This is a genomic window from Nostoc sp. UHCC 0252 (assembly GCF_034931145.1).
GTDB lineage: Bacteria > Cyanobacteriota > Cyanobacteriia > Cyanobacteriales > Nostocaceae > Nostoc.
Genome location: NZ_JAYGHE010000056.1, coordinates 33217 through 55390 on the forward strand (window position 1 = coordinate 33217; position 22174 = coordinate 55390).

Annotated in this window: 18 protein-coding genes; 9 read left to right on the forward strand and 9 right to left on the reverse strand. The window is 41.2% G+C overall.

Translation table 11 applies throughout. The annotated features are described in order from the left end of the window. Nucleotides 1–32: 32 nt before the first annotated feature. From VB732_RS25480 to VB732_RS25490, 3 genes are all read right to left on the reverse strand, one after another. Entirely contained in the window at nucleotides 33–1313 is a 1281-nt protein-coding gene (locus VB732_RS25480) for a sensor histidine kinase (RefSeq protein ID WP_323233678.1), read from the reverse strand. Between the two features lie 110 nt (nucleotides 1314–1423). Next, a complete protein-coding gene (locus VB732_RS25485; protein ID WP_323233679.1) occupies nucleotides 1424–3175 on the reverse strand; it encodes an ABC transporter ATP-binding protein in 1752 nt (583 codons plus the stop codon). Nucleotides 3176–3443: 268 nt separating this feature from the next. After that, nucleotides 3444–4070, reverse strand: coding sequence for a hypothetical protein (locus tag VB732_RS25490; protein ID WP_323233680.1), 627 nt, complete (start codon nucleotides 4068–4070; stop codon nucleotides 3444–3446). A gap of 410 nt (nucleotides 4071–4480) precedes the next feature. Between VB732_RS25490 and galE the strand changes: the two genes are divergently transcribed. Next, nucleotides 4481–5479 carry a UDP-glucose 4-epimerase GalE gene (gene galE, locus VB732_RS25495; RefSeq protein ID WP_323233681.1) on the forward strand — a complete coding sequence of 333 codons (999 nt, stop codon included), beginning with the start codon at nucleotides 4481–4483 and terminating at the stop codon, nucleotides 5477–5479. Nucleotides 5480–5620: 141 nt separating this feature from the next. Here galE and VB732_RS25500 read toward each other — a convergent pair whose 3' ends face one another. The 3 genes from VB732_RS25500 to VB732_RS25510 all read right to left on the reverse strand — a co-directional run bounded on the left by VB732_RS25500 (nucleotide 5621) and on the right by VB732_RS25510 (nucleotide 10725). After that, nucleotides 5621–6322, reverse strand: a complete 702-nt coding sequence (locus VB732_RS25500) for a hypothetical protein (RefSeq protein WP_323233682.1) — start codon at nucleotides 6320–6322, stop codon at nucleotides 5621–5623. Further along, nucleotides 6297–7568 carry a sulfite exporter TauE/SafE family protein gene (locus VB732_RS25505; RefSeq protein ID WP_323233683.1) on the reverse strand — a complete coding sequence of 424 codons (1272 nt, stop codon included), beginning with the start codon at nucleotides 7566–7568 and terminating at the stop codon, nucleotides 6297–6299. Before VB732_RS25505 ends, VB732_RS25500 begins: the two co-directional genes overlap by 26 nt. 304 nt (nucleotides 7569–7872) lie before the next feature. Next, nucleotides 7873–10725: a GAF domain-containing protein gene (locus VB732_RS25510; protein ID WP_323233684.1), complete on the reverse strand. Its 2853-nt coding sequence runs from the start codon at nucleotides 10723–10725 to the stop codon at nucleotides 7873–7875. A gap of 411 nt (nucleotides 10726–11136) precedes the next feature. Between VB732_RS25510 and VB732_RS25515 the strand changes: the two genes are divergently transcribed. Further along, nucleotides 11137–11382, forward strand: coding sequence for a hypothetical protein (locus VB732_RS25515; RefSeq protein WP_323233685.1), 246 nt, complete (start codon nucleotides 11137–11139; stop codon nucleotides 11380–11382). 399 nt (nucleotides 11383–11781) lie between these two features. Here the strand turns inward: VB732_RS25515 and VB732_RS25520 are convergent, their stop codons facing one another. Continuing rightward, entirely contained in the window at nucleotides 11782–13008 is a 1227-nt protein-coding gene (locus VB732_RS25520) for a response regulator (protein WP_323233686.1), read from the reverse strand. A 532-nt stretch (nucleotides 13009–13540) separates the two neighbouring features. Here VB732_RS25520 and VB732_RS25525 point away from each other — a divergent pair. Beyond that, the gene (locus VB732_RS25525; RefSeq protein WP_323233687.1) at nucleotides 13541–14596 is read left to right on the forward strand and encodes a M28 family peptidase; all 1056 of its coding nucleotides are present in this window, start codon (nucleotides 13541–13543) and stop codon (nucleotides 14594–14596) included. A 48-nt stretch (nucleotides 14597–14644) separates the two neighbouring features. Here VB732_RS25525 and VB732_RS25530 read toward each other — a convergent pair whose 3' ends face one another. After that, nucleotides 14645–14905: a hypothetical protein gene (locus tag VB732_RS25530; protein WP_323233688.1), complete on the reverse strand. Its 261-nt coding sequence runs from the start codon at nucleotides 14903–14905 to the stop codon at nucleotides 14645–14647. A gap of 64 nt (nucleotides 14906–14969) precedes the next feature. Next, nucleotides 14970–15653, reverse strand: a complete 684-nt coding sequence (sufR, locus tag VB732_RS25535) for an iron-sulfur cluster biosynthesis transcriptional regulator SufR (protein ID WP_323233689.1) — start codon at nucleotides 15651–15653, stop codon at nucleotides 14970–14972. A gap of 402 nt (nucleotides 15654–16055) precedes the next feature. Between sufR and sufB the strand changes: the two genes are divergently transcribed. The 6 genes from sufB to VB732_RS25565 form a co-directional block, all read left to right on the forward strand. Then, nucleotides 16056–17495 carry a Fe-S cluster assembly protein SufB gene (gene sufB, locus VB732_RS25540; protein ID WP_109009508.1) on the forward strand — a complete coding sequence of 480 codons (1440 nt, stop codon included), beginning with the start codon at nucleotides 16056–16058 and terminating at the stop codon, nucleotides 17493–17495. A 107-nt stretch (nucleotides 17496–17602) separates the two neighbouring features. Then, complete coding sequence (gene sufC / locus VB732_RS25545) at nucleotides 17603–18391, forward strand: Fe-S cluster assembly ATPase SufC (RefSeq protein ID WP_323233695.1); 789 nt, start codon at nucleotides 17603–17605, stop codon at nucleotides 18389–18391. Beyond that, nucleotides 18391–19764 (forward strand): Fe-S cluster assembly protein SufD, encoded by a 1374-nt coding sequence (gene sufD, locus VB732_RS25550; RefSeq protein ID WP_323233690.1) that lies wholly within the window; start codon nucleotides 18391–18393, stop codon nucleotides 19762–19764. The genes sufC and sufD overlap by 1 nt, the downstream gene beginning before the upstream one ends. A 14-nt stretch (nucleotides 19765–19778) precedes the next feature. Then, nucleotides 19779–21041, forward strand: coding sequence for a cysteine desulfurase (locus VB732_RS25555; RefSeq protein WP_323233691.1), 1263 nt, complete (start codon nucleotides 19779–19781; stop codon nucleotides 21039–21041). 103 nt (nucleotides 21042–21144) lie between these two features. Next, the gene (locus tag VB732_RS25560) at nucleotides 21145–21753 is read left to right on the forward strand and encodes a hypothetical protein (protein WP_323233692.1); all 609 of its coding nucleotides are present in this window, start codon (nucleotides 21145–21147) and stop codon (nucleotides 21751–21753) included. A 105-nt stretch (nucleotides 21754–21858) separates the two neighbouring features. After that, on the forward strand, nucleotides 21859–22174 hold a 316-nt coding region (locus VB732_RS25565), incomplete at its 3' end, for a Uma2 family endonuclease (protein ID WP_323233693.1).

The following is a 22174-nucleotide window of genomic DNA, read 5'->3' on the forward strand; positions in this document are numbered from 1 at the left end:
TGATTCAAGATTGCTACAGACCAAATTTAGCATCAAACAGACTTTATCTGAATCGGAATTTGGATGATAAACTCTGTGCCTTGAAGCGGTGCAGAAATACACTTGAGTATTCCACCATGCTTGTTGATAATTTGGTAGCTAATCGACATACCTAGACCTCTAGCTGAACCAACAGGTTTAGTTGTAAAAAATGGGTCAAAAATTTTTTGCTTTATTTCTTCTGTCATCCCACAGCCATTATCAGCAATCCGAATTATGACTTGATTGGTGTCTAAAAAGTCAGTGGAAATGTGAATCTGAGGATTGTAAGTTGTCAGTTCTTGGTTGCGAGTTGTTTTATAATCGCTCGCTAATAGACGACAACCAATTATTGATTCTTTCAAAGCATCAATAGAATTATTAATAATATTTATAAATACTTGATTTAGTTGTCCAGGATAGCAATCGATTTTAGGTAAGTTCCCATATTCTTTGATAACTCGAATCTCTGGATAATTTCCTTCCGCTTCCAGGCGATTTTGCAAAATTAAGAGAGTGCTTTCAAGACCTTCGTGGATATCAACTTCTTTTTTTTCAGCTTCATCCAAACGCGAGAAGTTACGCAAAGATAATACTAGATTGGAGATGCGCTCGGCTCCCATTTTTATGGAAGATAAGATTTTCGGCAAGTCTTCTTTAATGAAATCAAGGTCTATTTCTTCAATATAAGCTTTAATTTCTGATAGTAAATGACAATCGCCTTCCTGATAAAGCGTAATCAAATTAAGTAAGTTACTAATATATTCATTGACAATAACGATATTCCCGTCAATAAAACTCACCGGATTATTAATTTCATGGGCAATACCCGCAACTAATTGCCCTAATGAAGACATTTTTTCAGTTTGAATCAGTTGAGCTTGTGTATTTTCAAGTTCCTCTAAGGCAAGTTTTAGTTGACAGTTAGCTGCTTCTAATTGTGCCGGACTTGGCAAAGCTAGAGCCTGGGGAATGATGGGTAAAAGTGCGATCGCTGTATATAGTGAAATAATCGCCGTAATCAGTTTAATGAAAGTGGACAGCCAGTAAGTTGGATGCCAAAGCGTCCATATATCCATCAGATGGGTTGTACCACAAGAGATGATAAAAGCTCCAAATAATAAAAGTATCCATTTAAAGGGGAAATCCTTTCGCTTGTGGACAAAGTAAACAAGGGCGATGGGAATAGAATAATACACCAAAGCGATCAGAGAATCTGAGATGATGTTTAGCCACACTAAGCTCGGCTTCCAGAGGTAACAATGTCCATGTGGAATAAATGAGCTATCAGTCAAAAAATTTTGCCCTAGTTCCAGCATATAGCGATATAACTGTCAAGCATTAAACAACAAATCATACACGCTGCATTATAAATTGTCCTTAATACTAAATGCTGAATGTTGTACTAATGCAGTAATTCTTCAACCTGATGCTGGCTCCACAAAGTTCTGTATAAACCCTGTTGTTGCAAAAGTTCTAAGTGATTTCCTACCTGAACAATTTTTCCCTTTTCCATCACCAAAATTCGGTCAGTAGCTGCCGCCGCCGATAATTGATGAGTAATGAAAATTACTGTTTTGCGTCCAGTACCACTGGAGAGATTTTTGAGGATTTTCGTAGCTGTTTGATTATCCACACTAGAGAGGGCATCATCCAAAATTAACACTGGAGCATTAACCAGCATCGCCCTAGCTAAGGCAGTACGTTGTCGTTGACCGCCAGAAAGAGTAATACCGCGTTCGCCAACAAGAGTCTCATATTGCTGGGGAAAATTATTAATTTCTGATTCAATTTGGGCAAGTTTAGCAACAGATTCTATCTGTTCTTGTTCGCTAATTGGATCGCCGTAGCGGATATTATTTTGAATTGTAGTGCCAAATAGAAAACTATCTTGAGGAACGTAGGCGATCGCACCTCGTAAATCTGCCAAAGCTATTTTAGTAATATCCAGCCCATCTAAAAACAATTGTCCTGATTCAATATCCAACAAACGCGGCAAAGCATTCGCCAAAGTGGATTTTCCTGAACCAATTGCCCCAACAATAGCCACGGTTTCTCCGGGAGCAATAGTAAAGTTGACATTTTCTAAAGCTGGAGTAGTAGAACCAGGGTAAGTGTAGGTGAGATTTTTAGCAGTCACTTCCCCTTTAAGTTCAGCCGCCGGGATGTGTATGGCATCATCTGCATCTTGAATTTTCGGTGTGACAGAGAGAATAGATTCTAGACGGTCTATACTAACTTCACCCCGTTGGTAAGCGGTAATTGTGAATCCTAAAAGGGCTGTGGGAAAAACTAGACGCTCTACATAAATTAGCAAGGCTAAAAAGTCGCCAACCTGAAGTGCCCCAGTAGACATCCGCGCTGCCCCTAGCCAGATAATTACCAGCGAACTGACATTGGCTAGCCCACCAATTAGCGGAAACAGGGTATTTCGGAGTTTTGCCAGTTCTATGTTAGCAGCCAATAACTGTTGATTTTTTTTAGAGAAAGCTCGACGCTCGTTTGCTTCTTGGGCATAGATTTTAATTAAAGCAATACCACTAATATCTTCTTGGATAAGTTCGCTGATGTCAGAGAGTTGCTCTTGGACTGCTGCTTGCTGTTTGCGTAAGCGATCGCTAAACAGACTTACCAACAAGAGCATAAAAGGGTAAACTGCCAGAGATGCTAGCGTCAGATCAACACTGATCGCCAGCATTACCGGCAGCGTCAGGGCGTAGGCAAACACCGTATTTGCCAAACTCAAAACGGCAAAACCCAATAACCGTTTGATATTGTCCACATCACTGGTTGCCCGATTAATCAAATCGCCAGCAGTGTTACTGGCAAAATAAGCCGGCTCCAGCTTGAGTAAGTGTTCAAAAATCCTTTGTTTCAGGTCAAATTCCACCTGACGGCCTACCCCAAATAGCCAAATGCGTGATGCCATCCGCATTAGCCACATCGCCGAACTGAGCAATACAATTACTACTACATAATGTACTATTTCGTTCCAGTTGAAGGTTGTTGAGAGTTTATCAACACCAGCACGAATCAACCAAGGGATATAAACGCCCAGTGCATTGACAGACAACAAAGCGAGAATGCCTAATGACGCTTCCCGCCAATGGGGTCGTAGGTAAGCAATGAGTTTAGCGATTCGTCGAGATTTTGCCATTAAAGCAATTTTGCAACTTTATCATCCTAGATTAACTGCTAGTCCAAGCAGACAGCTATGTAGATGGAGGGAATATTGCTTATAGATTAAGCTTTTTTTACCTCTTTCAACTGGATAGTTATCGAGAAAGGCAAGAGGCAGAAGGGAAGAGGAATTGGGGCAAGGGGCGAGGGGCAGAGGGTCAAAGGGGAAAAACTTATTGGTAACTTCTCCCTTGCTCCCTGCTCCCTGCTCCCCTGCTTCTTCCCTCCAGCCTTCTTCAACTTTATTAGCGTTGAACACGCATGAACCTGTAAACTTCAGCGAGATAACTTTCCCAAGTTCTTGTTGTCAATTGCAACGTTTCCGAATTTGGTACAAAGTCTTCAAGTCGTAAACCGCGTGTGCGAATATCTTGGGGATTTCCTTGTAATAGATAGGGAGGCACTCTCAAATTATAAGAAAGAATGCCATCCCCTGTAACATCTGAAATGTTCGCTGCGGTGGTTTGTTGCCCTAATGCCACCAGTGTCCCAGATGGTGTAGTAGTTACTAGAGGTGCCCTATAGAGGAAATAGGCGACTGCTGGTGTACTTGCCAACAACAAAATTGTTAGTGCCCAACCTACCAAGTATCCTCCTGGCTTGTCTATTCCGCCCCCTTTGATTCTCTGAGCTGCAAAAATCATCAGTAAAACAGAGGCTCCTAGAGGTCTAAGTGGAAAAGACAGCATTCTCCACAACGATGCTACAGCTGGTTCGTTCGGGTTAAGAAATGATAGGGCTACGATTACCAAGATCACGACTAGGATTAATCGCCCGACAAAACTTCCAGAGGGATAAAATCGCTGGAACAGAGAATATACGATAGTGCCAATCAGCAGCCACAGCAGTACTCGACTTAACAATAGAAACATAGATTAACTCTCAAATTTTCTGGTGCGGTGAGCCAGTGTGGTGTTAAGACAGTCCATCTTGCTAGGGGTTTTCACGCTACTTTTTCTTTGAGTAGAAGAAGTGGCTCCCCAAGAGGATCTGTCCTGCATGGTTTCCCTGTGTAAAACAACTAGTGACTTCTTCGCCGCGACGCTAGAAGCGCCACCCGTAAGGATCAACCTAGAGGTTTCGGGAAATGGATTTATTTTATTGTCAAATTGTAATCGCACTGTTTGACTTAAAATACTTCAAACCTCACACCCAAAGACTACCGTCGTAGTGATTTTAGTTCAAATTTTTGTCACTGCGTCTATTATTTATAATTTTCCAGAAGAGTAATGTGGCACCGGTAAACTAAATTAATTGAGTAATCCACTTAAAAGGAAAAATTATGTCGTCTGGAAAGCCTACCATTTTGGTAACAGGGGGGGCTGGATACATTGGTTCCCATACAGTGCTTGCTTTGAAGCAAGCGGGTTATAACGTTGTCATCCTTGATAATCTAGTCTATGGGCATCGTGACTTGGTAGAGAAGGTTTTACAGGTAGAACTGGTAGTAGGAGATACAGGCGATCGCGCCTTGCTAGATCACCTATTTAAAACCCGTGATATTGCTGCCGTGATGCACTTTTCTGCCTACGCCTACGTAGGAGAATCGGTGACTGATCCGGCTAAATACTACCGCAATAACGTTGTTGGTACTTTAACCCTCTTAGAGGCGATGCTGACGGCATCTGTAAAGAAATTTGTCTTTTCTTCTACCTGTGCTACCTACGGCGTACCAGAATCTGTACCCATTCCAGAAAACCATCCCCAAAATCCGATTAATCCTTATGGCGCTACAAAATTGATGGTAGAGCGGATTCTTTCTGATTTTGATGTTGCTTATGGTTTTCAATCAGTGCGTTTTCGCTATTTTAATGCTGCTGGTGCTAATCCCAATGGTTTACTTGGCGAGGATCACAACCCAGAAACCCATTTGATTCCCTTGGTGCTGATGACAGCTTTAGGTAAACGAAAATCTATCTCAATTTTCGGCACTGATTACCCCACGCCGGATGGTACTTGTATTCGTGATTATATTCATGTTAATGACTTAGCAGATGCCCATATTTTGGGATTGGAATATTTATTAAAAGGTGGCGATAGCGAAGTTTTTAATTTGGGCAATGGTAGCGGTTTCTCTGTGAAAGAAGTGATTGCCGCCGCCGAACAGGTGACAGGAATTTCCATACCAGTAGAAGAACGCGATCGCCGTCCTGGTGATCCCCCAATTCTTATTGGCACTAGTGAGAAAGCCAGAACAATCTTAGGCTGGAAACCTCAGTATCCATCCATTGAGGATATTGTCGCTCATTCATGGCAGTGGCATCAAAAGCGGCACAAGTAAGAAGAGGGGAATGGGGAATGGGGAATGGGGAAAGACTTGTTTCAAGTTCTCACTTGTTGTCCCCTTGTCTCCCCTGCTCCCTGCTCCCTGCTCCCTGCTCCCTGCTCCCTGCTCCCTGCCCCCTGCCCCCTGCTCCCTTGCCTACTCCCTACCGCCTCTCATGCTTCGCAGGACGACAACTAAGATGCCAATAAATCCGAGGATGGGAAGTGCGATCGCCCAAATTGGTAATTGCTGAGATTCACCCTCAACTAAATCACCATTGCCATTGACATCTCGCAGGTTTTGTGGCCTTTGTGTAGAACCACCTGCCACAGTAACTTCAAATTTGAATTGAAAGGGTTTGAATCTTGCTCCAGAGGCTGGTTTCCCATTTAATTGCAACTCATAAATTCCTGGCTTGGGAAAGGTAATATCTGCGCCTGGAATGCCTTGATAACGTTCAGCTGCCACAGGTTCTAACTGCGGTTCTAGGAGCGGTGGCTCTCCGGCTGCATAAGGTTCGGCATAAACAGCCAACCGACAATTACACTGTGACAGAGGAATCACCCTTCCACCTCTGCGGGTAAGTGCAAACCAGGCTTGGGTAGGTTCTCCAGCGCGGGGATTATCATTTGGTTCAATGTGAAGAGTACCACCAACATCTCCAGATATCTCCACCTTATGAGCAGACGCAGAGGAAAGATTAGTTATTGGTATAACTAAGCAACTCAGAAATAATAAATACTTAATTGTTCCTTGATTCCAGGAAATGCTTTTGAGCGGGTAAAGCCTTTGTTTTTGACTCGTTGGGATGGAGCCAGAAAATAAGGATGATTTACCGCGATTTTGTTGGGGGGACATAAAACTTTTCTACGGCTAACTTTGACCAAAAAAAACGCGATCGCACCATCAATACACTGAGGGTAATAATTACCATCAGTACTACCGCTAATTTATTTCCCCAAGTTGATTGCCAAGAACCCAAATAATGGGAACCAATCAACACAGCATGAATGGCACTCAACAGCAAGGCTGGCACACCCAATAGATGAATCTGTCGCCAACGCTTGCCTAAAGATTTCTGCAAAGATTCCCAACTCGTAAAAGCGGCAGGGGACATTAATACCAATGCTACAACACCCGCAGCCATACCCCATTGAAATTGTGGCGGTAGGAAAGAAAAGGCGGCAAAATTCCATTGCAATGAGTGTTCTATCATGTGGGTGGTGTGAACCACAGAAAGCACAAAAGATCCTACACCCAAAGCGCGGCGGTAACGCAGTGGTGCAGCCCACAACCCACTAATAGGACGCGCAATTAACGCCAAAATTAAGCAGAATAAAGCAGCGTGTCCGGTGTAATCTACCATTGTGTCACCAGTCCGCAATAAGGTGATGATGCCAATGGTGAGTGTTACCCAACCGCCTAATCGAAATAACTGACTGCGCCTATCTTTACTTACCAATGATGTGGAAACGCCTACACCTAGCATAGTGGGCAGGGTTCCCAGTCCAAAAGCCAGCATAGTCGCCCCACCCATCCAGAAATTGCCAGTTTCAACGGCTTTTATTTGGGCAGCATAGAGAAAACCACAGGGCATTAAACCCCAAGTCATTCCCAAAAGTATTGGTGTCCACCATTTAGTTTTAAAGGAAAGCTTAACCATTCCGGCGCTGAGGCGATCGTGTAAACTACCTTGCAATAGGGGATGTAACACAGGAATGCGTGGGAGGAAATCGGGTTTTATTTGTCCTAAACCAAACCAAATTAACAATACCCCAGTTAGGATTGCCATCCAGCGCCGGAATTCGCTGCCAACACCCGCTAGCTGTCCGCTTTGCAGGAATACCGAACCTAATGCCCCAATGCCAGCACCGACTAGAGCATAGCTCAACATCCGCCCCAGGTTTAGCAGGAGATGAAATTTTAATTGCTGTTGCCAAGTGTCGGACTTTTCTAAGGTTGATGTGCGTCCCAAAGAGGCTGTTGGTGGTGTTTTCGGCTGATGAGATAGGGAAAATGCCACTGTTAAAGGGCCGCACATCCCAAAGCAATGCCCAAAACTCCCCAGAAACCCCAAGATTGCGATCAGCAGTAAATCTACCATAAAAAAAGCCGTGAGTTCTGAGTCATGAGTTCTGAGTGTCAGAATAAAGATTTTGAAGAAGTAATAAGAAATTCTTTTCTTCTTTACTCAGTACTCAGCACTCCTCTAGTGGGGCACTTTAAGTGAAGTTGCGATCGCTGTCAAAAGACAAAGCGTCAAACTTGATTATGACAGTAGCAGTGCCATTTTGTGAGGTGCTGAAAATTAACAGGCTAAATCCCGCTATCGAAAATATGGCTATCTAACTGAGAATAAAATCTGACCTTTTTGGAAATTACTCAAGCTAATGTACTCAAGAATTCCATTAGGAGCAATACTTTGCAACTGTCTCTATAGAATCTTCGGTAGAAGACTCTGGATGATTGGATTGATGTCGATTTCCAAAGGTTGCGTCAAGTTTTTCCCGAATACTATCTCGCTGTTTTTGGATAATAGCAAGTTGCTCACGCAGTTCTTCTTCTTTTAGCTGTAATAAGTCAGAAGTATCGGGGCTATTATTGAGATCCCGAACTACACTGTTAACTACCTCTGACTCTTTGACTCTTCCTATAAAAGCAGCAGTTAAGGATGCTACTCTCTCCAAGAATTCTTTGCAGCCAGGATGAAAATCATATTCATACCCAGTATATAAAGAGAGCGCTCCTACAACTTCTTCTTTATAAATGAGTGGAAAACACCCAAAAGATTTAAATTGGTTAAGCACTATCCAATCTTGGTTTTTGAATTTTTCTATGTTTTGATCATTTATTCCGGTAAGTGAGATAGCACGTTTTTCCCTAAGAGTATCTCCTACGAATCCATCTTCATAACCTCTAGGATCATCTAATCGTTTATCCCATTTAACCCTCTCAGCCCCTGCTTTATCTACAACTTCAAGTAAATGATTTTTATTTTTTACTCGTAGTATACATACTTCAAAAGCTGTGTCATCTGAAACTAAACGGTTAACAACAGTTTTGTATGCGTCTTGGACATCAGACAGATTACTGCGATAACCAACTAAAGCATCTGACAAATCAGCAAGTAGTTTTACCTGACGTTTCTTGCGTAAATTTGATATTGCAGATGCGACTGACGAGCCTATTGTATATAACCAATGAATCTCTTCTTGAGAAAAACCATAATTGGGAATAGGTTTTCTTTTAATTGGATCAATTTTATTAATTACTTCGAGTACTCCATAAGTTTTATGTTGACCATCTAGAGGGACAGCAATAGCAGAATAAATGCCTCCGAGTTTTTCTAAATATTTCTCTTGACTTTTGGCATCTAAAGGTATTTTACTCAAATCATTAGCTGACTGAGGTTGGCCAAATCCATCTTCATGAGGGAGAGCGGCTTGACCAGTGAAACTTTCACCAGGTAAATAGTTTTCGCCTTCAAACCAGTTATCATCTATTTCCTTAGCATTGGCATCGATACCTACTATTTTTTGACGATGTAAGTGTCCATCCTTTGAGAATAAAAAAATAGAAGCTGTTTGAGAATTAAGTCTCTCACATACAACTTTCAGAGCTTCCTGAATGACCTCATTCTTATCTTTAAAACGATTTAATTTATTTCTGACTTTTTGTAAATCTTTAAGTAGCTCCTTGGGAAACTTTAGAAATTCATACGGCGATTTTCTAAATAAATTTTCTCTAATTAGATCGAGCTTTTGAAATACTATTTTGTCTAAATTTTTCGTAGAGTTTAATTTTATTGAATTTCCTACTGTCAATTGAAAAACACCTTCATTCCTGTTTGCTCTCGTTAGAAAATTAGAGAGAATTTTTTTGTATTGATCAATCTCACCTGCATTAGGAGAGAAATTAGCTAATCTTACACTCCGACTTTGCCTAACATTATCATTTTCATACCATACAATTAACTGATTTTTCCCATCACCAGTTTCAATAATTGCATATTCTTTAGTTGGTAAAGTTGATAGTTTTGAATTAAAAGATTCAATATTATATCTAGTTGAAACATCTCTCAAAGAAAATTCTTCTGCGTAGGGAAGATAAATTTCTTTTGTGGTAACAAAAACCTTGTAATACGAAGCATGTCGTAGTAGAAAATTTAAGCCTCTTTCAAAATCTTGTTCACTTGAAAAAACAAATAGTCTCTCACTTTCTGGATGTGCAGTTTTTGCAACTTCATCTCCTTTGTCACTTGCCCAAAAAGATTCCACTCCATCAACGATCGCTATCGCTTTGACGCGGACTTGGAGCTTCTGCTGTAAACTAGTAAGACGGCGTGGATATAACTCTAATGGCATCGAGTAAACTGAGCCATTAGAATTTAAATCTTCAATTCGCTCATCGATATCGGCAATATCATTAATGACAAGCTGTTGGAATATTTTATTAGTCTGTAAATAATTATTAGCCTTTAGTATTGGTTCTACAGTATTTAAAATAATTCTTGTTTTGGAAACTTCAACTGGAGATAGACAATTTTGCTCTTCTTCAAGTAATTCATTGAACCAGTTAGAGGTAGAGAGTTTATAATTAATCCAATCCTTTGCTTCTTCTATGTCACCACCAGTTATTTCATGAAGCAAATATGCCAAATTATTCTTCTCTACCCCATCAATCGAGGGAAAGTGAATTGGGATTTCAAAATTAACTTTTTTACTGAAGCGTAAGAGTCTGAAATTATGGAGTCTTCCAGAAAATAGACCGATCAAAAAATTAATCCATGCTTGTTCAAGGCATTCTTTAGGCAAGCAGAGGATACCAAAGTCCACTGTTGAAAGAATCTGTTCAGTTTCTTGAAGCCAAGCTGATCCTGAACTACCGTCAATATCTAAGATGAAGGCTTCAATCTGTGGATGCTTAAAAATGACATCTCTAATTTTTTCAGCTTGGTATTTACTATTGCTACCGGCCCAAGCAATGAGAACTTTGCGTCTACCTTGCTTGGCTTGAAGGCGGTCAGAAAGGATCTTCTGCAATTTAGATAGTTTTCCAGGCCCTGCACCGGTGATTCGGAACTTGGTATAGATTCGTGACAGCGTTTTCTGCACGGCATTTTCAGACTGCCGTCCTAAAATTGTCTTGATTTCTGCTGGCGACTTGCCGTTCAAGGCTAAATCAAGAACTTCTAGTTCGTTATCAGACACGCCTTCTTCGCCAACTAAGTCTTTAAGAGTATCCCAATAAATCTGAGTCATCTACAAACCTGTAAAAAGCCTCACTTGTTCTAGTATCACGATACCACAGCATTTTTGGAGACTTATGTGGATAATGTTAATTCTTTCATTTTAAATGAGGCTTTTTAATGCTTGACATAGGTGTGATATTTGCTATTGTATTAAAAAGCCTCATTTAAGGCAGGCTTTTATTGAGGGACAAATACTTCTCAGTGTCTTAACTTAGTGGCATTGTGCTTATAAATATGTAAAATCATTTTCCTGATAGGTTTGATAATTTGCTACCTCTTCGTCAGCGAAGATATCGAAAAATCAAGCCTTTTCAAGGCATATTTTACGTTTTTACATACATTAAGGCGCAATGTTCGCAAGCGTCAACTTTATGCACTTTTTTCTATTGCCGATAACCAAATTACTTGCCTGGAGGGGAAAGTGAATCTATTAATCAACCGAAACCTTACCTATGCCTGTTTAGTGCTAACTGTCCTTTTAGTAGCCATGATCACAAAGTTTGATGGAAGCGTTGCCGTGCAAGTCACACCTTATGGCATTCGATTAGTAATGAATAGTTCTTCTACTTTGTGCCCAATTGACCAGCATCTGTCAGAAGTTCAGCCCAAGCTGCCTGACCAGGAATTGGCTAAGTACAGGATTTTGCAAATTCATAATGAAGTATAAGTCTTTTCCGTACTACTGGCTAGGCTTTAGAAACGCTACGAAATTTATAAAATCCTGTACTTAGTAGGAGCAGGTTTCAATAACACATTTGTTAACAAGTGTGATGTTAGACCTTTTGCAAAAGTCTATGTTTTGGAGATTCAGCCACAGGTTAACACCGATGTTCATCTGTGGTTCCTTTTCGCTTATTCATATTTTTGCAAGAAGTCTAATTTATTTTGACTAGGGATTTGCGCTACCCTAAGTCTGGAAGCCAAGGATAAATCACATAAAAAAATGGATTTGGCTGATGCTGTTGGCGCTGACTGAACTCACAAAATTATGCTGAAACCTATGCGGTTAATTATTTATCTCATTTTTGTATCTTAAGAACTGTATAGAGATAAAGATAATATTTGCTTAAGCTGATAAATTTGACAGGCTTACAGGTAGTAGAACTGTGAATTTTGTCCAACCTTGAATACTAGTAACTCCTATAGTACCTTGAAGATATTCTACGAGCTTCTTAACTAATGCCAAGCCCAATCCTGTCCCGCCATTTTTCCAGAAATCATTGTAAGGAATTCGGTAAAATGGCTCAAATATTCGAGATTGATCTTTTTTCGGGATTATTACCCCAGAATTGCTGATTGTAATTTCAAAAAATGGTACTTGAGAATCAGTTACTACGCCAGATTGAGCGTCTTCATTAATAAGATTTTTTGTAATGTAGATGAGCTGGACAGTTAATTTAATCTCTTCATCAGGAGGAGAATATTTGCAGGCATTGTTGAGTAACTCTGAGACAATTTTGGTCAGAATAGCTAAGTCTGAAACTATAGGTGGTAAATTTTGAGGGATACTAATCTGGAAAATCTGTTGCTGATTTCGAGCGCGTTCTTGAAAATACAAAGCTAAATAAGGAAGGCACTCTTGAAGTTGAAATGAAGTTACTTTTAATGGATAGATATCTGTATCAATCATTTGCATAGACAGCAAATTGTTTACCAAATCTAGGCCTTCTTCGCTTTGTTGACGCAGAATAGTTAGGTAGCCAGCTATAGACTCAAATGGAGAAAGTAGCTCTGAATTGCAAATGCCCTCTCGCTGAAGAATATTCTCTAGCACAGAGATGGTCATTTTAATATTCTCTAATGGCATTCGTATTTGATGAGAGGTGGTTGCTAAGAAATCCTCTTTCAACTGGTTGAACTGTTGCAATTTTGACAATTGCTCACGTTGATAGCAATTTAGCGCTGTTTGAATGGCAACATAAAGTTGTTGCTCTTTGACAGGTTTGAGAATGTAACCAAAAACAAATGTTAATTTAGCCCGCTCTACAGTACTTTTGTCAGAATGACCAGTAATATAAACTACAGGTATTTGAAAACGATTCCAGATTGTTTCGGCTGCTTGAATGCCATCCATTTCACCCCGCAATCGGATATCCATCAAAACCAAGTTTGGGAGTAGTTCAGCAGCTTTCTCAATTGCCGTTTCTGCCGAATCAGTAATATCTAAAACAGTGTATCCCAGCAATTCTAAAGTCTCTTGTAAATTCATCGCTAGGATATACTCATCTTCAACAATCAGAATCCGAACTGTCTCTGTTGTTTGTGTGTTTGATAAAATGCTGGTCACGTTCATAAGCTGGTTTTTCTAAAATAAATTTTGAAATATATAAAAATAATAAAATTATGTATGTAAGTCTTAGTTAAGGAGATTGCGGTTTAATAATGTAACAATTAAAATTTGGATTTTTCTGCTTTATTACTAGGACTTACGCAAAACTTACCGAAAAACTTAATTTATCGAACCGCCAAGACACCAAGAACGCCAAGAATTCGTAGAGTGTGCGTAAGTCCTAATTACAACAGATTACAACTTTGTGAGGTACAAATTATCGTAAGGGCACAACATTGTTGTGCCACTACCCATGTACTTCATTGACCTGAAATACACTGTATGTATATTTTTATGCGAGTCACTAATGTAACTTAACTCCATCACAGTTTGGGGCGATAAAATCACATCTTGATGCACTCTTTAATTGAGTGATTATTTCTTTAAGCAGAGTTTTAAGTGAGTCAGTTAATTGTATGTATATCCCAGACAGCCAACAACTGGAAGCATACATCATAAAACTTACTACAAGTCGGATAAAGTAAGGATAAATTATATGAAAAAATGGATTTGGCTGACGCTGTTGGTGCTAATGGCAATTACTGTGGTGGGTAGCAGAGGTAGTACGTTTTTTGAACAGCGTCCCTCACCACCAATTGTTGAGAGTATTCCAGTGGAAACAACTCAACCAAAGCCAGAGCTAAAGGAAGTTGACAGTGCGCTACAAGTGTCTGCTGACAGACTGTTAACCCATATCCAAAAGTTGAATTTTCAGCGCTACACGACAAAAGAGCGATCGCTTACTCGCACTTATATCACAACTGAACTCACAAAATACGGCTGGAAACCCAAACTAGAAAACTTCTCTGAGGGTGTGAATATTTTTGCCGAACGTCCAGGAACTGACAAAACTGCTAAAGCAATTCTCGTCGCAGCGCATTACGACACTGTTGCCTTATCCCCCGGTGCTGATGATAATGCTAGTGGTGTCGCTGTAGTGCTGGAAATTGCAAGGTTGCTCGGTTCTCGTCCCACACCACGAACGTTACAGCTAGCTTTTTTTGACCAAGAGGAAGCAGGACTTTTTGGTAGTCAGGCTTTTGTGAGCAAAACAGCACGCTTGCAAAATTTAGGCGGAGCGATCGTTATGGATATGGTAGGTTATGCTTGTTACACTCCTGGGTGTCAGAAATACCCTGCCGGATTGCCTGTCAAGCCACCTAGCGACAAGGGCGACTTTTTGGCAGTAGTTGGTGATACAGAACATTTGCCTTTGCTGAATGCTTTTCAAAGCTCACAGATGCTCCCCTCAACCGCCCTGAATAAACAAGAATCGAATCTGCCAGCAGTTTTAACAGTACCAATTCCTTTTAAAGGTTTATTGACACCAGACACTCTACGTAGCGATCATGCACCATTTTGGTATCAGGGTGTAGGTGCTGTGCTGGTGACAGATACCGCAAATTTACGGACTCCACACTATCATCAATCTAGCGATATTCCAGCGACTATCGAGCGATCGTTTTTCACAGGTTCAGCACAGATTGTGGTCAATGCTACTAGTGCTTTGTTGCAGAAAAAAGAGGTTTTGGAAACTCAATCACCAAGCTAGAAAAAACGCATTATCATCGCAGGAAAATCGGAAAATTCGTTAGACAAATTACCATTTCAGATATGAAGCTTCAATTCCCTGCTCACGGCGAATTTTGCCATCTTTTTCAAACCACGCAATTACTTGCGGTGTTGTCAAATCTTCAATAGCAACACCGTATTCTTGGGCAATATGCTTCAATAGTTTAAGTGATGAAATCGTCAATCTTGTTAAAAACTTTTCTGGAGAAGACAACAAAGCCGCATCTACTTTGGCTGACTCTTCCAGAGTTAAAAATTGTGCTGATGGTTGCTGTGTTGGTACGTCCATAACGCTATTTCAAATTTAGTTGATTATTGGGAAGTGGGAATTGGGTAATAGTTTTCGCAAATGACTAATGACGAATTTGTACCAAATAGCCACAACGATGTTCGCCATCAATAATCCAGTGGGTGCGTTCTACGGTACAATCAGGTAAGACGGCTGCAAACATTTCTAATTCGTGGCCACAGATACTGGGGAAAGATTCGGCAACGTTGGAAATGGCGCAATTATGCTCCATTAAGATAAAGCGATCGCTCTCAAAGCTGTCATTCACATCAACAGGGTGATACTCTGCCATGAACCCTTCCGCTTTTCTCAACTCTACTAAGTTGGCTACCCGTTCTCGCAGTGAACCATTACCGACGCGATCGCGGTATTCTTGAGCTTTGCGTTGCCACTGTTTCTCTAAAATCGACTTAAATTGATCGTGTCCTACCGTTTCGGCTAAGGTGTCTAGCAACGAAACCGCAAAATTTCCGTGGCCATCACCAAAGCGATCGCTCATTCTTCGATGCAAGCGATCGCGTCCTTGACGACTCAGTTGATAAAGATGCTGCGGCCGCCCCATCCCCGCCGCCTGCACTGATGTCGAATACAAAACTAGCTCCTCCGTCTCCAAATCTTTGAGATGGCGACGAATAGCTTGAGGGGTAACGTCTAAAACTTCAGCTAGCTCCAAAGCCGTTGCTTTTTCGTGTTTGTGCAGATATTCTAGGATATCTTGCTTGGTTGAGGACTGGTGGGTAGTCGCCATCTTCATGTGGTGCGAGACGTTCAGCGAACGCCCCAAAAATTTATTTGAAAATTTGACCGTGCCAATTTTGGATTTTGGATTTTGAATTTTGGATTAAAAAAGTTTTCTGGTATATGCCCCGCTATCGTCAATCTAAAATCCTTGAGCCAAGCACCCTTGTGGTCTCTTTCAATCCCAAATTGCAAATCTAAAATCCAAAATTGTTTGACTTAGACAACATTGTTGTTGTTAATTTAGCGTAAAATGAAGATAGATTAAACAACATAGCTGTTGTTTTACTCTCCACCACTATTCTAGCAGCCGTGTAACCATTCCGTAACGGTAGGTGGGAATCGGCTAAAGAAACCCCGTCTCCCATCCTTATAGAGAGATTCAAGTTCTGAACACGAGAGATTATTACTGATGAGTGCCACTGTCAAAACCTTAGTCAACCAACCCTACAAGTACGGCTTTGTCACGGACATTGAGGCCGACACTATTCCGCGTGGACTAGACGAGGACGTTATCCGCTTGATCTCCTCTAAGAAGAACGAGCCGCAGTTCATGCTGGACTTTCGTCTCAGAGCTTATCGCCAGTGGCAAAAAATGACGGAACCAACTTGGCCAAATGTCAAGTATCCGCCAATAAATTATCAGGATATCATTTATTACTCAGCGCCAAAACGTAAGAAAGAAAAACTAAACAGCTTGGATGAAGTTGATCCAACCCTTTTAGAAACCTTTGAGAAACTAGGCATTTCTCTATCTGAACAGAAGCGGCTGGCAAATGTCGCCGTTGATGCAATTTTCGATAGCGTTTCTGTCGCCACTACATTTAAAGAAAAGCTAGCGGAAGATGGCGTTATTTTCTGTTCGTTTTCGGAAGCGTTGCAAGAACACCCAGAACTGATTAAAAAATATTTGGGTAGCGTTGTTCCTATAGCTGACAATTATTTTGCCGCTTTGAACGCCGCCGTATTTAGCGATGGTTCTTTTGTCTATATTCCTAAAGGCGTAAAATGCCCAATGGAACTATCTACCTACTTCCGCATCAACTCTGGTGACACGGGACAATTTGAGCGGACTTTGATTGTCGCCGAAGAAGGTAGTTATGTTTCTTACCTCGAAGGTTGCACCGCACCGATGTATGACAGCAACCAGCTACACGCTGCCGTTGTGGAACTCGTCGCCCTCGACAACGCCGAAATTAAATACTCCACTGTGCAAAACTGGTACGCTGGCGATGCTAACGGTAAAGGCGGTATTTACAACTTTGTCACCAAGCGCGGTTTGTGTCAGGGCGTAAATTCTAAGATTTCCTGGACTCAAGTAGAAACAGGTTCAGCAATTACTTGGAAATATCCTAGCTGTGTGTTGGTGGGTGATAACTCTGTGGGTGAGTTTTACTCGGTGGCGCTGACAAATCATCAGCAGCAAGCTGATACGGGTAGTAAGATGATTCACGTAGGTAAGAATACCCGCAGTACAATTATTTCTAAAGGAATCTCCGCAGGTAATTCTAGTAATAGCTATCGGGGTTTGGTAAAAGTTAACCCGACGGCGAAGGGGGCGAGAAATTATTCTCAGTGTGACTCAATGCTGATTGGGGATAATGCCCATGCGAATACTTTCCCTTATATTCAGGTGCAAAATAACGGTGCGAAGGTGGAGCATGAAGCTTCTACTTCTAAGATTGGGGAAGATCAGTTATTTTACTTTGCTCAACGGGGTATTTCTTCAGAAGATGCTATTTCGATGATGATTAGCGGCTTCTGTAAGGATGTTTTCAATCAGCTACCGATGGAGTTTGCTGTGGAAGCTGATAAGTTGTTGAGTTTGAAGTTGGAAGGCAGTGTTGGATAAGTGGAAGGAAGGATAAACACAGGGACATCGGCGTTCTGTGTTTATCTTTTGGAAGAATGACGAACCGCAGAGGCGCAGAGAGCGCAGAGAAAGAGAAGGGAGAGAAGATGATTATTGAAAATAGTGAAGTTGTGCTGTCAGTACGGAATCTGACGGCTAATGTTGATGGAACACCGATTTTGAAGGGTGTGAATCTGGATGTGCGATCGGGTGAGATTCATGCGATCATGGGGCCGAATGGTTCTGGTAAGAGTACTTTTTCTAAGGTGTTGGCTGGGCATCCGGCGTATGAGGTGACTGGCGGTGAGGTGATTTTCCAGGGGCAAAATTTACTGGAGTTGGAGCCGGAAGAACGCGCAAGAAGTGGTGTATTTTTGGCGTTTCAGTATCCGTTAGAAATTCCGGGTGTGAGCAATTTAGATTTTTTGCGGGTGGCGTACAATTCCCGGCGGAAGGCGCAAGGTTTAGAGGAAATAGACGCTTTTGATTTTGACGATTTGATTGAAGAAAAGCTGGATGTGGTGAAGATGAATGCCAGTTTTCTCAGTCGGAGTTTGAATGAAGGGTTTTCTGGTGGTGAGAAGAAGCGGAATGAAATTCTGCAAATGGCGTTGCTGCAACCAAAGTTAGGAATTTTGGATGAAACTGATTCGGGTTTGGATATTGACGCGCTCCGAATTGTGGCGAATGGGGTAAATCAACTGGCAAGTCCAGAGAATTCGACAATTTTGATTACTCACTATCAGCGATTACTTGATTATATTGTGCCTGATTTTGTGCATGTGATGGCACAGGGGCGAATTATTACGAGTGGTGGTAAGGAATTAGCGCTGGAATTAGAGTCTCGCGGTTATGACTGGGTGCTGGAAGAATTTGCTGCTGAGGTGGGTGTGTAATGAGTATTCAAGTATCTCCCAGTCCAATACCTAACTCGAATTTAGTCAGTTTGACATCGACTTTGTTAGATAAAGATACTTATCTAACTGAATTGTTAAATCAGGTAACTGCAACCAAAACAGAGGGATGGTTACAGGAATTACGCCAAAGTGCTGCTAATTGGGTACGCCACTCGACTATTCCCACCACCCGCGAGGAAGAATGGCGGTTTACTGATTTGTCGTCTCTGCGAAAGGTGCAATTTAATGTAGGGACGGGAAATTTTGCGTCTCTAGAATTTGATATTTTGCCAGAAGCGGCTAATAGTCGTTTGGTATTTGTTAATGGCGTTTTTGCGCCGGAGTTATCCGCAGTTTCAGATTTGCCATCTGGAATTGTAGTGAGCAATTTGGCTGGTTTGTCTGTGGTTGAGCAGGAAGGTGTACGGCAGTATTTAGCTCAAGCTGAGGGAGCGCAGGAAGTTTTTACTGCTCTCAATACGGCTGGGATAACTGATGCAGCTGTGGTATGGGTGAAGAAGAATGTGGTAGTTGAAACGCCAATTCATTTGGTGTTTATTTCGGTTGCGGGGGAAACGGCGACGATTTCGCAGCCGCGTTGTTTGGTGGTGGCGGAAAGTGGTTCGCAGGTGACGTTGGTTGAAGAGTATACGAACCGCGAAGGCGCAAAGGGCGCGAAGGAAGAAGTTTACTTAACTAACGCGGTTACGGAAGTTTGGGTGGGTGACAATGCTGAGGTGAGTCACACTAGGGTTGAGTGGGAAGGTGCAGAGGCTTTTCATATTGGGAAAACTGCGATCGCACAAGCTCGTGATAGTCGATATACTTGTCATGCCATAACTTTAGGTGCGAAGTTGTCACGGCACAATTTGGAGATTTTGCAAACTGGTGAGCAGACACAAACTACTCTCAATGGTTTGACGATAATTTCTGGTAAACAGTTGGCTGATACTCACAGTGCGATCGCACTTAACTATCCCCACGGTACAAGTGAGCAATTGCATAAATGTATTGTAGGCGATCGCGCTCATGCGGTGTTCAATGGTAAAGTTTTTGTACCCAAACTAGCGCAGTTAACAAATGCATCCCAGTTGAATCGTAATTTGCTGCTATCGTCTAAAGCCAGAGTTGATACCAAACCCCAATTGGAAATTACGGCGGATAATGTCAAATGCGCTCACGGTGCTACTGTTAGCCAATTGGAAGATGATGAAATATTTTATCTGCAAAGTCGGGGAATTGATGAAAACGATGCTCGAAAGTTGTTAATTAACGCCTTCGCTGCTGAAGTTATCAACCAAATACCGATTCCCTCTCTGCGAGAAATCCTTTTAAACACAGTGAATAATCTCAAGTCCCTGACTAATGAGTAATAACTAATCTACCAATGACTTTTACTCCTACCAAAACCCTTGCTGATAAAGTTCGCGCTGACTTCCCGATATTGCATCAGGAAGTCAACGAGAAACCCTTGGTTTATCTCGATAATGCTGCGACATCGCAAAAACCTTTGTTCGTATTAAATACCTTGCGGGATTATTACGAGCAATATAATGCTAATGTGCATCGAGGTGCCCATTCTCTGAGTGCTAAAGCTACTGATGCTTATGAAGGTGCTAGAGATAAAGTTGCCAAATTCATCAATGCTGCATCGCGTCAGGAAATTGTCTACACCCGCAATGCAAGTGAGGCGATTAACCTAGTCGCTTATAGCTGGGGAATGAATAATTTGCAGCCGGGAGATGAAATTATTCTGTCGGTGATGGAACACCACAGTAATATTGTGCCTTGGCAATTGGTAGCGCAAAAAACGGGTGCAGTATTGAAATTTGTGGAATTAACTCCACAAGAAACTTTTGATTTGGAACAGTTTAAAAAGCTGATTTCCGAAAAAACAAAGTTGGTGTCAGTAGTGCATATTTCTAATGCTTTGGGTTGTATTAACCCAGTGGAAGAAATTGGTGCGATCGCACACAGCTACGGTGCTAAATTCTTAGTTGATGCTTGCCAAAGTGTCCCCCACTACCCTGTAGATGTACAGAAAATAGATTGTGACTGGTTGGTAGCTTCCGGTCATAAAATGTGCGCTCCAACTGGGATAGGATTTCTGTATGGCAAGTTAGAATTATTGGAATCAATGCCACCATTTTTTGGTGGTGGCGAGATGATTGCAGAGGTGTATTTAGACCATTCTACTTATGCAGAATTACCGCATAAATTTGAAGCCGGTACACCTGCAATTGGAGAAGCGATCGCACTTGGTGCTGCGATCGATTATCTTAGCAGTATTGGTATGGATAAAATCCACGCCTACGAAGCAGAATTAACCGCTTATTTGTTCCAACAATTAGAGCAAATTCCCCAAATTAGAATTTACGGCCCCAAACCAAATGCAAAAGGGGAAGGAAGAGCCGCTCTTGCGTCCTTCACAGCCGGAGAAGTTCACGCTAACGACTTATCTACATTATTAGATCAAGAAGGCGTTGCTATTCGTTCTGGACACCACTGCACACAGCCATTACACCGTTACTTAGGTCTTGCTGCAACCGCACGAGCAAGTCTATCTTTCTACAACACCCGCGAGGAGATTGATATTTTCATCAAAGCACTGAAAGAAACTCTTGACTTTTTTGCAGGTTTCCTTGCTTAAAGCTACAAAATATTCAGATACTAATTGTGCCAATTATCAGCAACATATCTTGCTAATAGTTGGCACAATTTAATTATCTGGATTATTTACAGGAGCAACTAAGGTGTCATACAGTGACTTTACTTTAGATAGAGTTAGAAAAACCTTTGGTCTAACTATTTCTGATAAAGTTGATGTATTTGCATCTGTACATGAAGTAGAGTGTCCACCATTACTTGCAGAAGTCTTGCGGGAAAATGTACCTTTAGCTCTTGCTAGTAATACTGAAAATTCTCGTTCAGAGATGATTACAACGCCTATTTTAATTGCTGTAAGGAAATATTTAAATAATCAAATAAGTTTGTTTTCTGGTATCGATTTTACAGTTGATTCAGCACAAGGTTTAAATGGAAATTGCGATTTTATTATTAGCCGTTCACCAGAGTTACTAATTCTGAACGCACCAGTTGTCACAATTGTAGAAGCTAAGAAAGAAAATATCAATGCAGGGTTAGGTCAGTGTGTAGCAGAGATGTTAGCAGCTAAATTGTTTAATGAACGTGAGGGTAATAACATTCAGGCAATTTATGGAACTGTCACCACTGGAACTAACTGGAAGTTTTTAAAACTTATTGGGCAAGTGATTGAAATTGACTTGAGCGAATATTATATTAATGACATAGGTAAAATTATCGGGATTTTATCTAACATCCTGACAGAAGAACTATTTTAACTAATTCTGGAGGTCTGGTAAATTTTGTGATGAAGTCTAAATCGCAATTACAAAACTTAATTACAAATTACGAATTACGAATTACGAATTACGAATTATTTTAATATGCTTGTCAAGTTAACGCCTGCTGAACAAAGAACAGTGCTACAGAACATTAGCTGGGAAACCTTTGAAGCCTTGCTGAGAGATACAGGTGAGGACAGAGGCTCAAGATTTGCTTATGACTGCGGTGTTTTAGAAATCATGACTCCACTTTTTGAACATGAAAATCCTAAAATTCAGTTTGACCGATTGATATTCGCTTTAGCAGTGGAATTAAAAACTAAAATTAGAAGTGCTGGTTCTACAACATTAAAACGTAAACCAATAACAAAGGGAATAGAACCCGATACTTGCTATTATATTCAAAATGAGCCACTAA

Excerpts from the sequence above, each read along its gene's own strand:
- sufR (WP_323233689.1), bottom strand. The coding sequence starts at position 15,653 with ATGGCGACTACCCACCAGTCCTCAACCAAGCAAGATATCCTAGAATAT.
- VB732_RS25500 (WP_323233682.1), bottom strand. The coding sequence starts at position 6,322 with ATGTCCCCCCAACAAAATCGCGGTAAATCATCCTTATTTTCTGGCTCC.
- VB732_RS25555 (WP_323233691.1), top strand. The coding sequence starts at position 19,779 with ATGACTTTTACTCCTACCAAAACCCTTGCTGATAAAGTTCGCGCTGAC.
- sufC (WP_323233695.1), top strand. The coding sequence starts at position 17,603 with ATGATTATTGAAAATAGTGAAGTTGTGCTGTCAGTACGGAATCTGACG.
- VB732_RS25490 (WP_323233680.1), bottom strand. The coding sequence starts at position 4,070 with ATGTTTCTATTGTTAAGTCGAGTACTGCTGTGGCTGCTGATTGGCACT.
- VB732_RS25520 (WP_323233686.1), bottom strand. The coding sequence starts at position 13,008 with ATGAACGTGACCAGCATTTTATCAAACACACAAACAACAGAGACAGTT.
- sufB (WP_109009508.1), top strand. The coding sequence starts at position 16,056 with ATGAGTGCCACTGTCAAAACCTTAGTCAACCAACCCTACAAGTACGGC.
- VB732_RS25525 (WP_323233687.1), top strand. The coding sequence starts at position 13,541 with ATGAAAAAATGGATTTGGCTGACGCTGTTGGTGCTAATGGCAATTACT.
- VB732_RS25510 (WP_323233684.1), bottom strand. The coding sequence starts at position 10,725 with ATGACTCAGATTTATTGGGATACTCTTAAAGACTTAGTTGGCGAAGAA.
- galE (WP_323233681.1), top strand. The coding sequence starts at position 4,481 with ATGTCGTCTGGAAAGCCTACCATTTTGGTAACAGGGGGGGCTGGATAC.
- VB732_RS25505 (WP_323233683.1), bottom strand. The coding sequence starts at position 7,568 with ATGGTAGATTTACTGCTGATCGCAATCTTGGGGTTTCTGGGGAGTTTT.
- VB732_RS25530 (WP_323233688.1), bottom strand. The coding sequence starts at position 14,905 with ATGGACGTACCAACACAGCAACCATCAGCACAATTTTTAACTCTGGAA.
- sufD (WP_323233690.1), top strand. The coding sequence starts at position 18,391 with ATGAGTATTCAAGTATCTCCCAGTCCAATACCTAACTCGAATTTAGTC.
- VB732_RS25485 (WP_323233679.1), bottom strand. The coding sequence starts at position 3,175 with ATGGCAAAATCTCGACGAATCGCTAAACTCATTGCTTACCTACGACCC.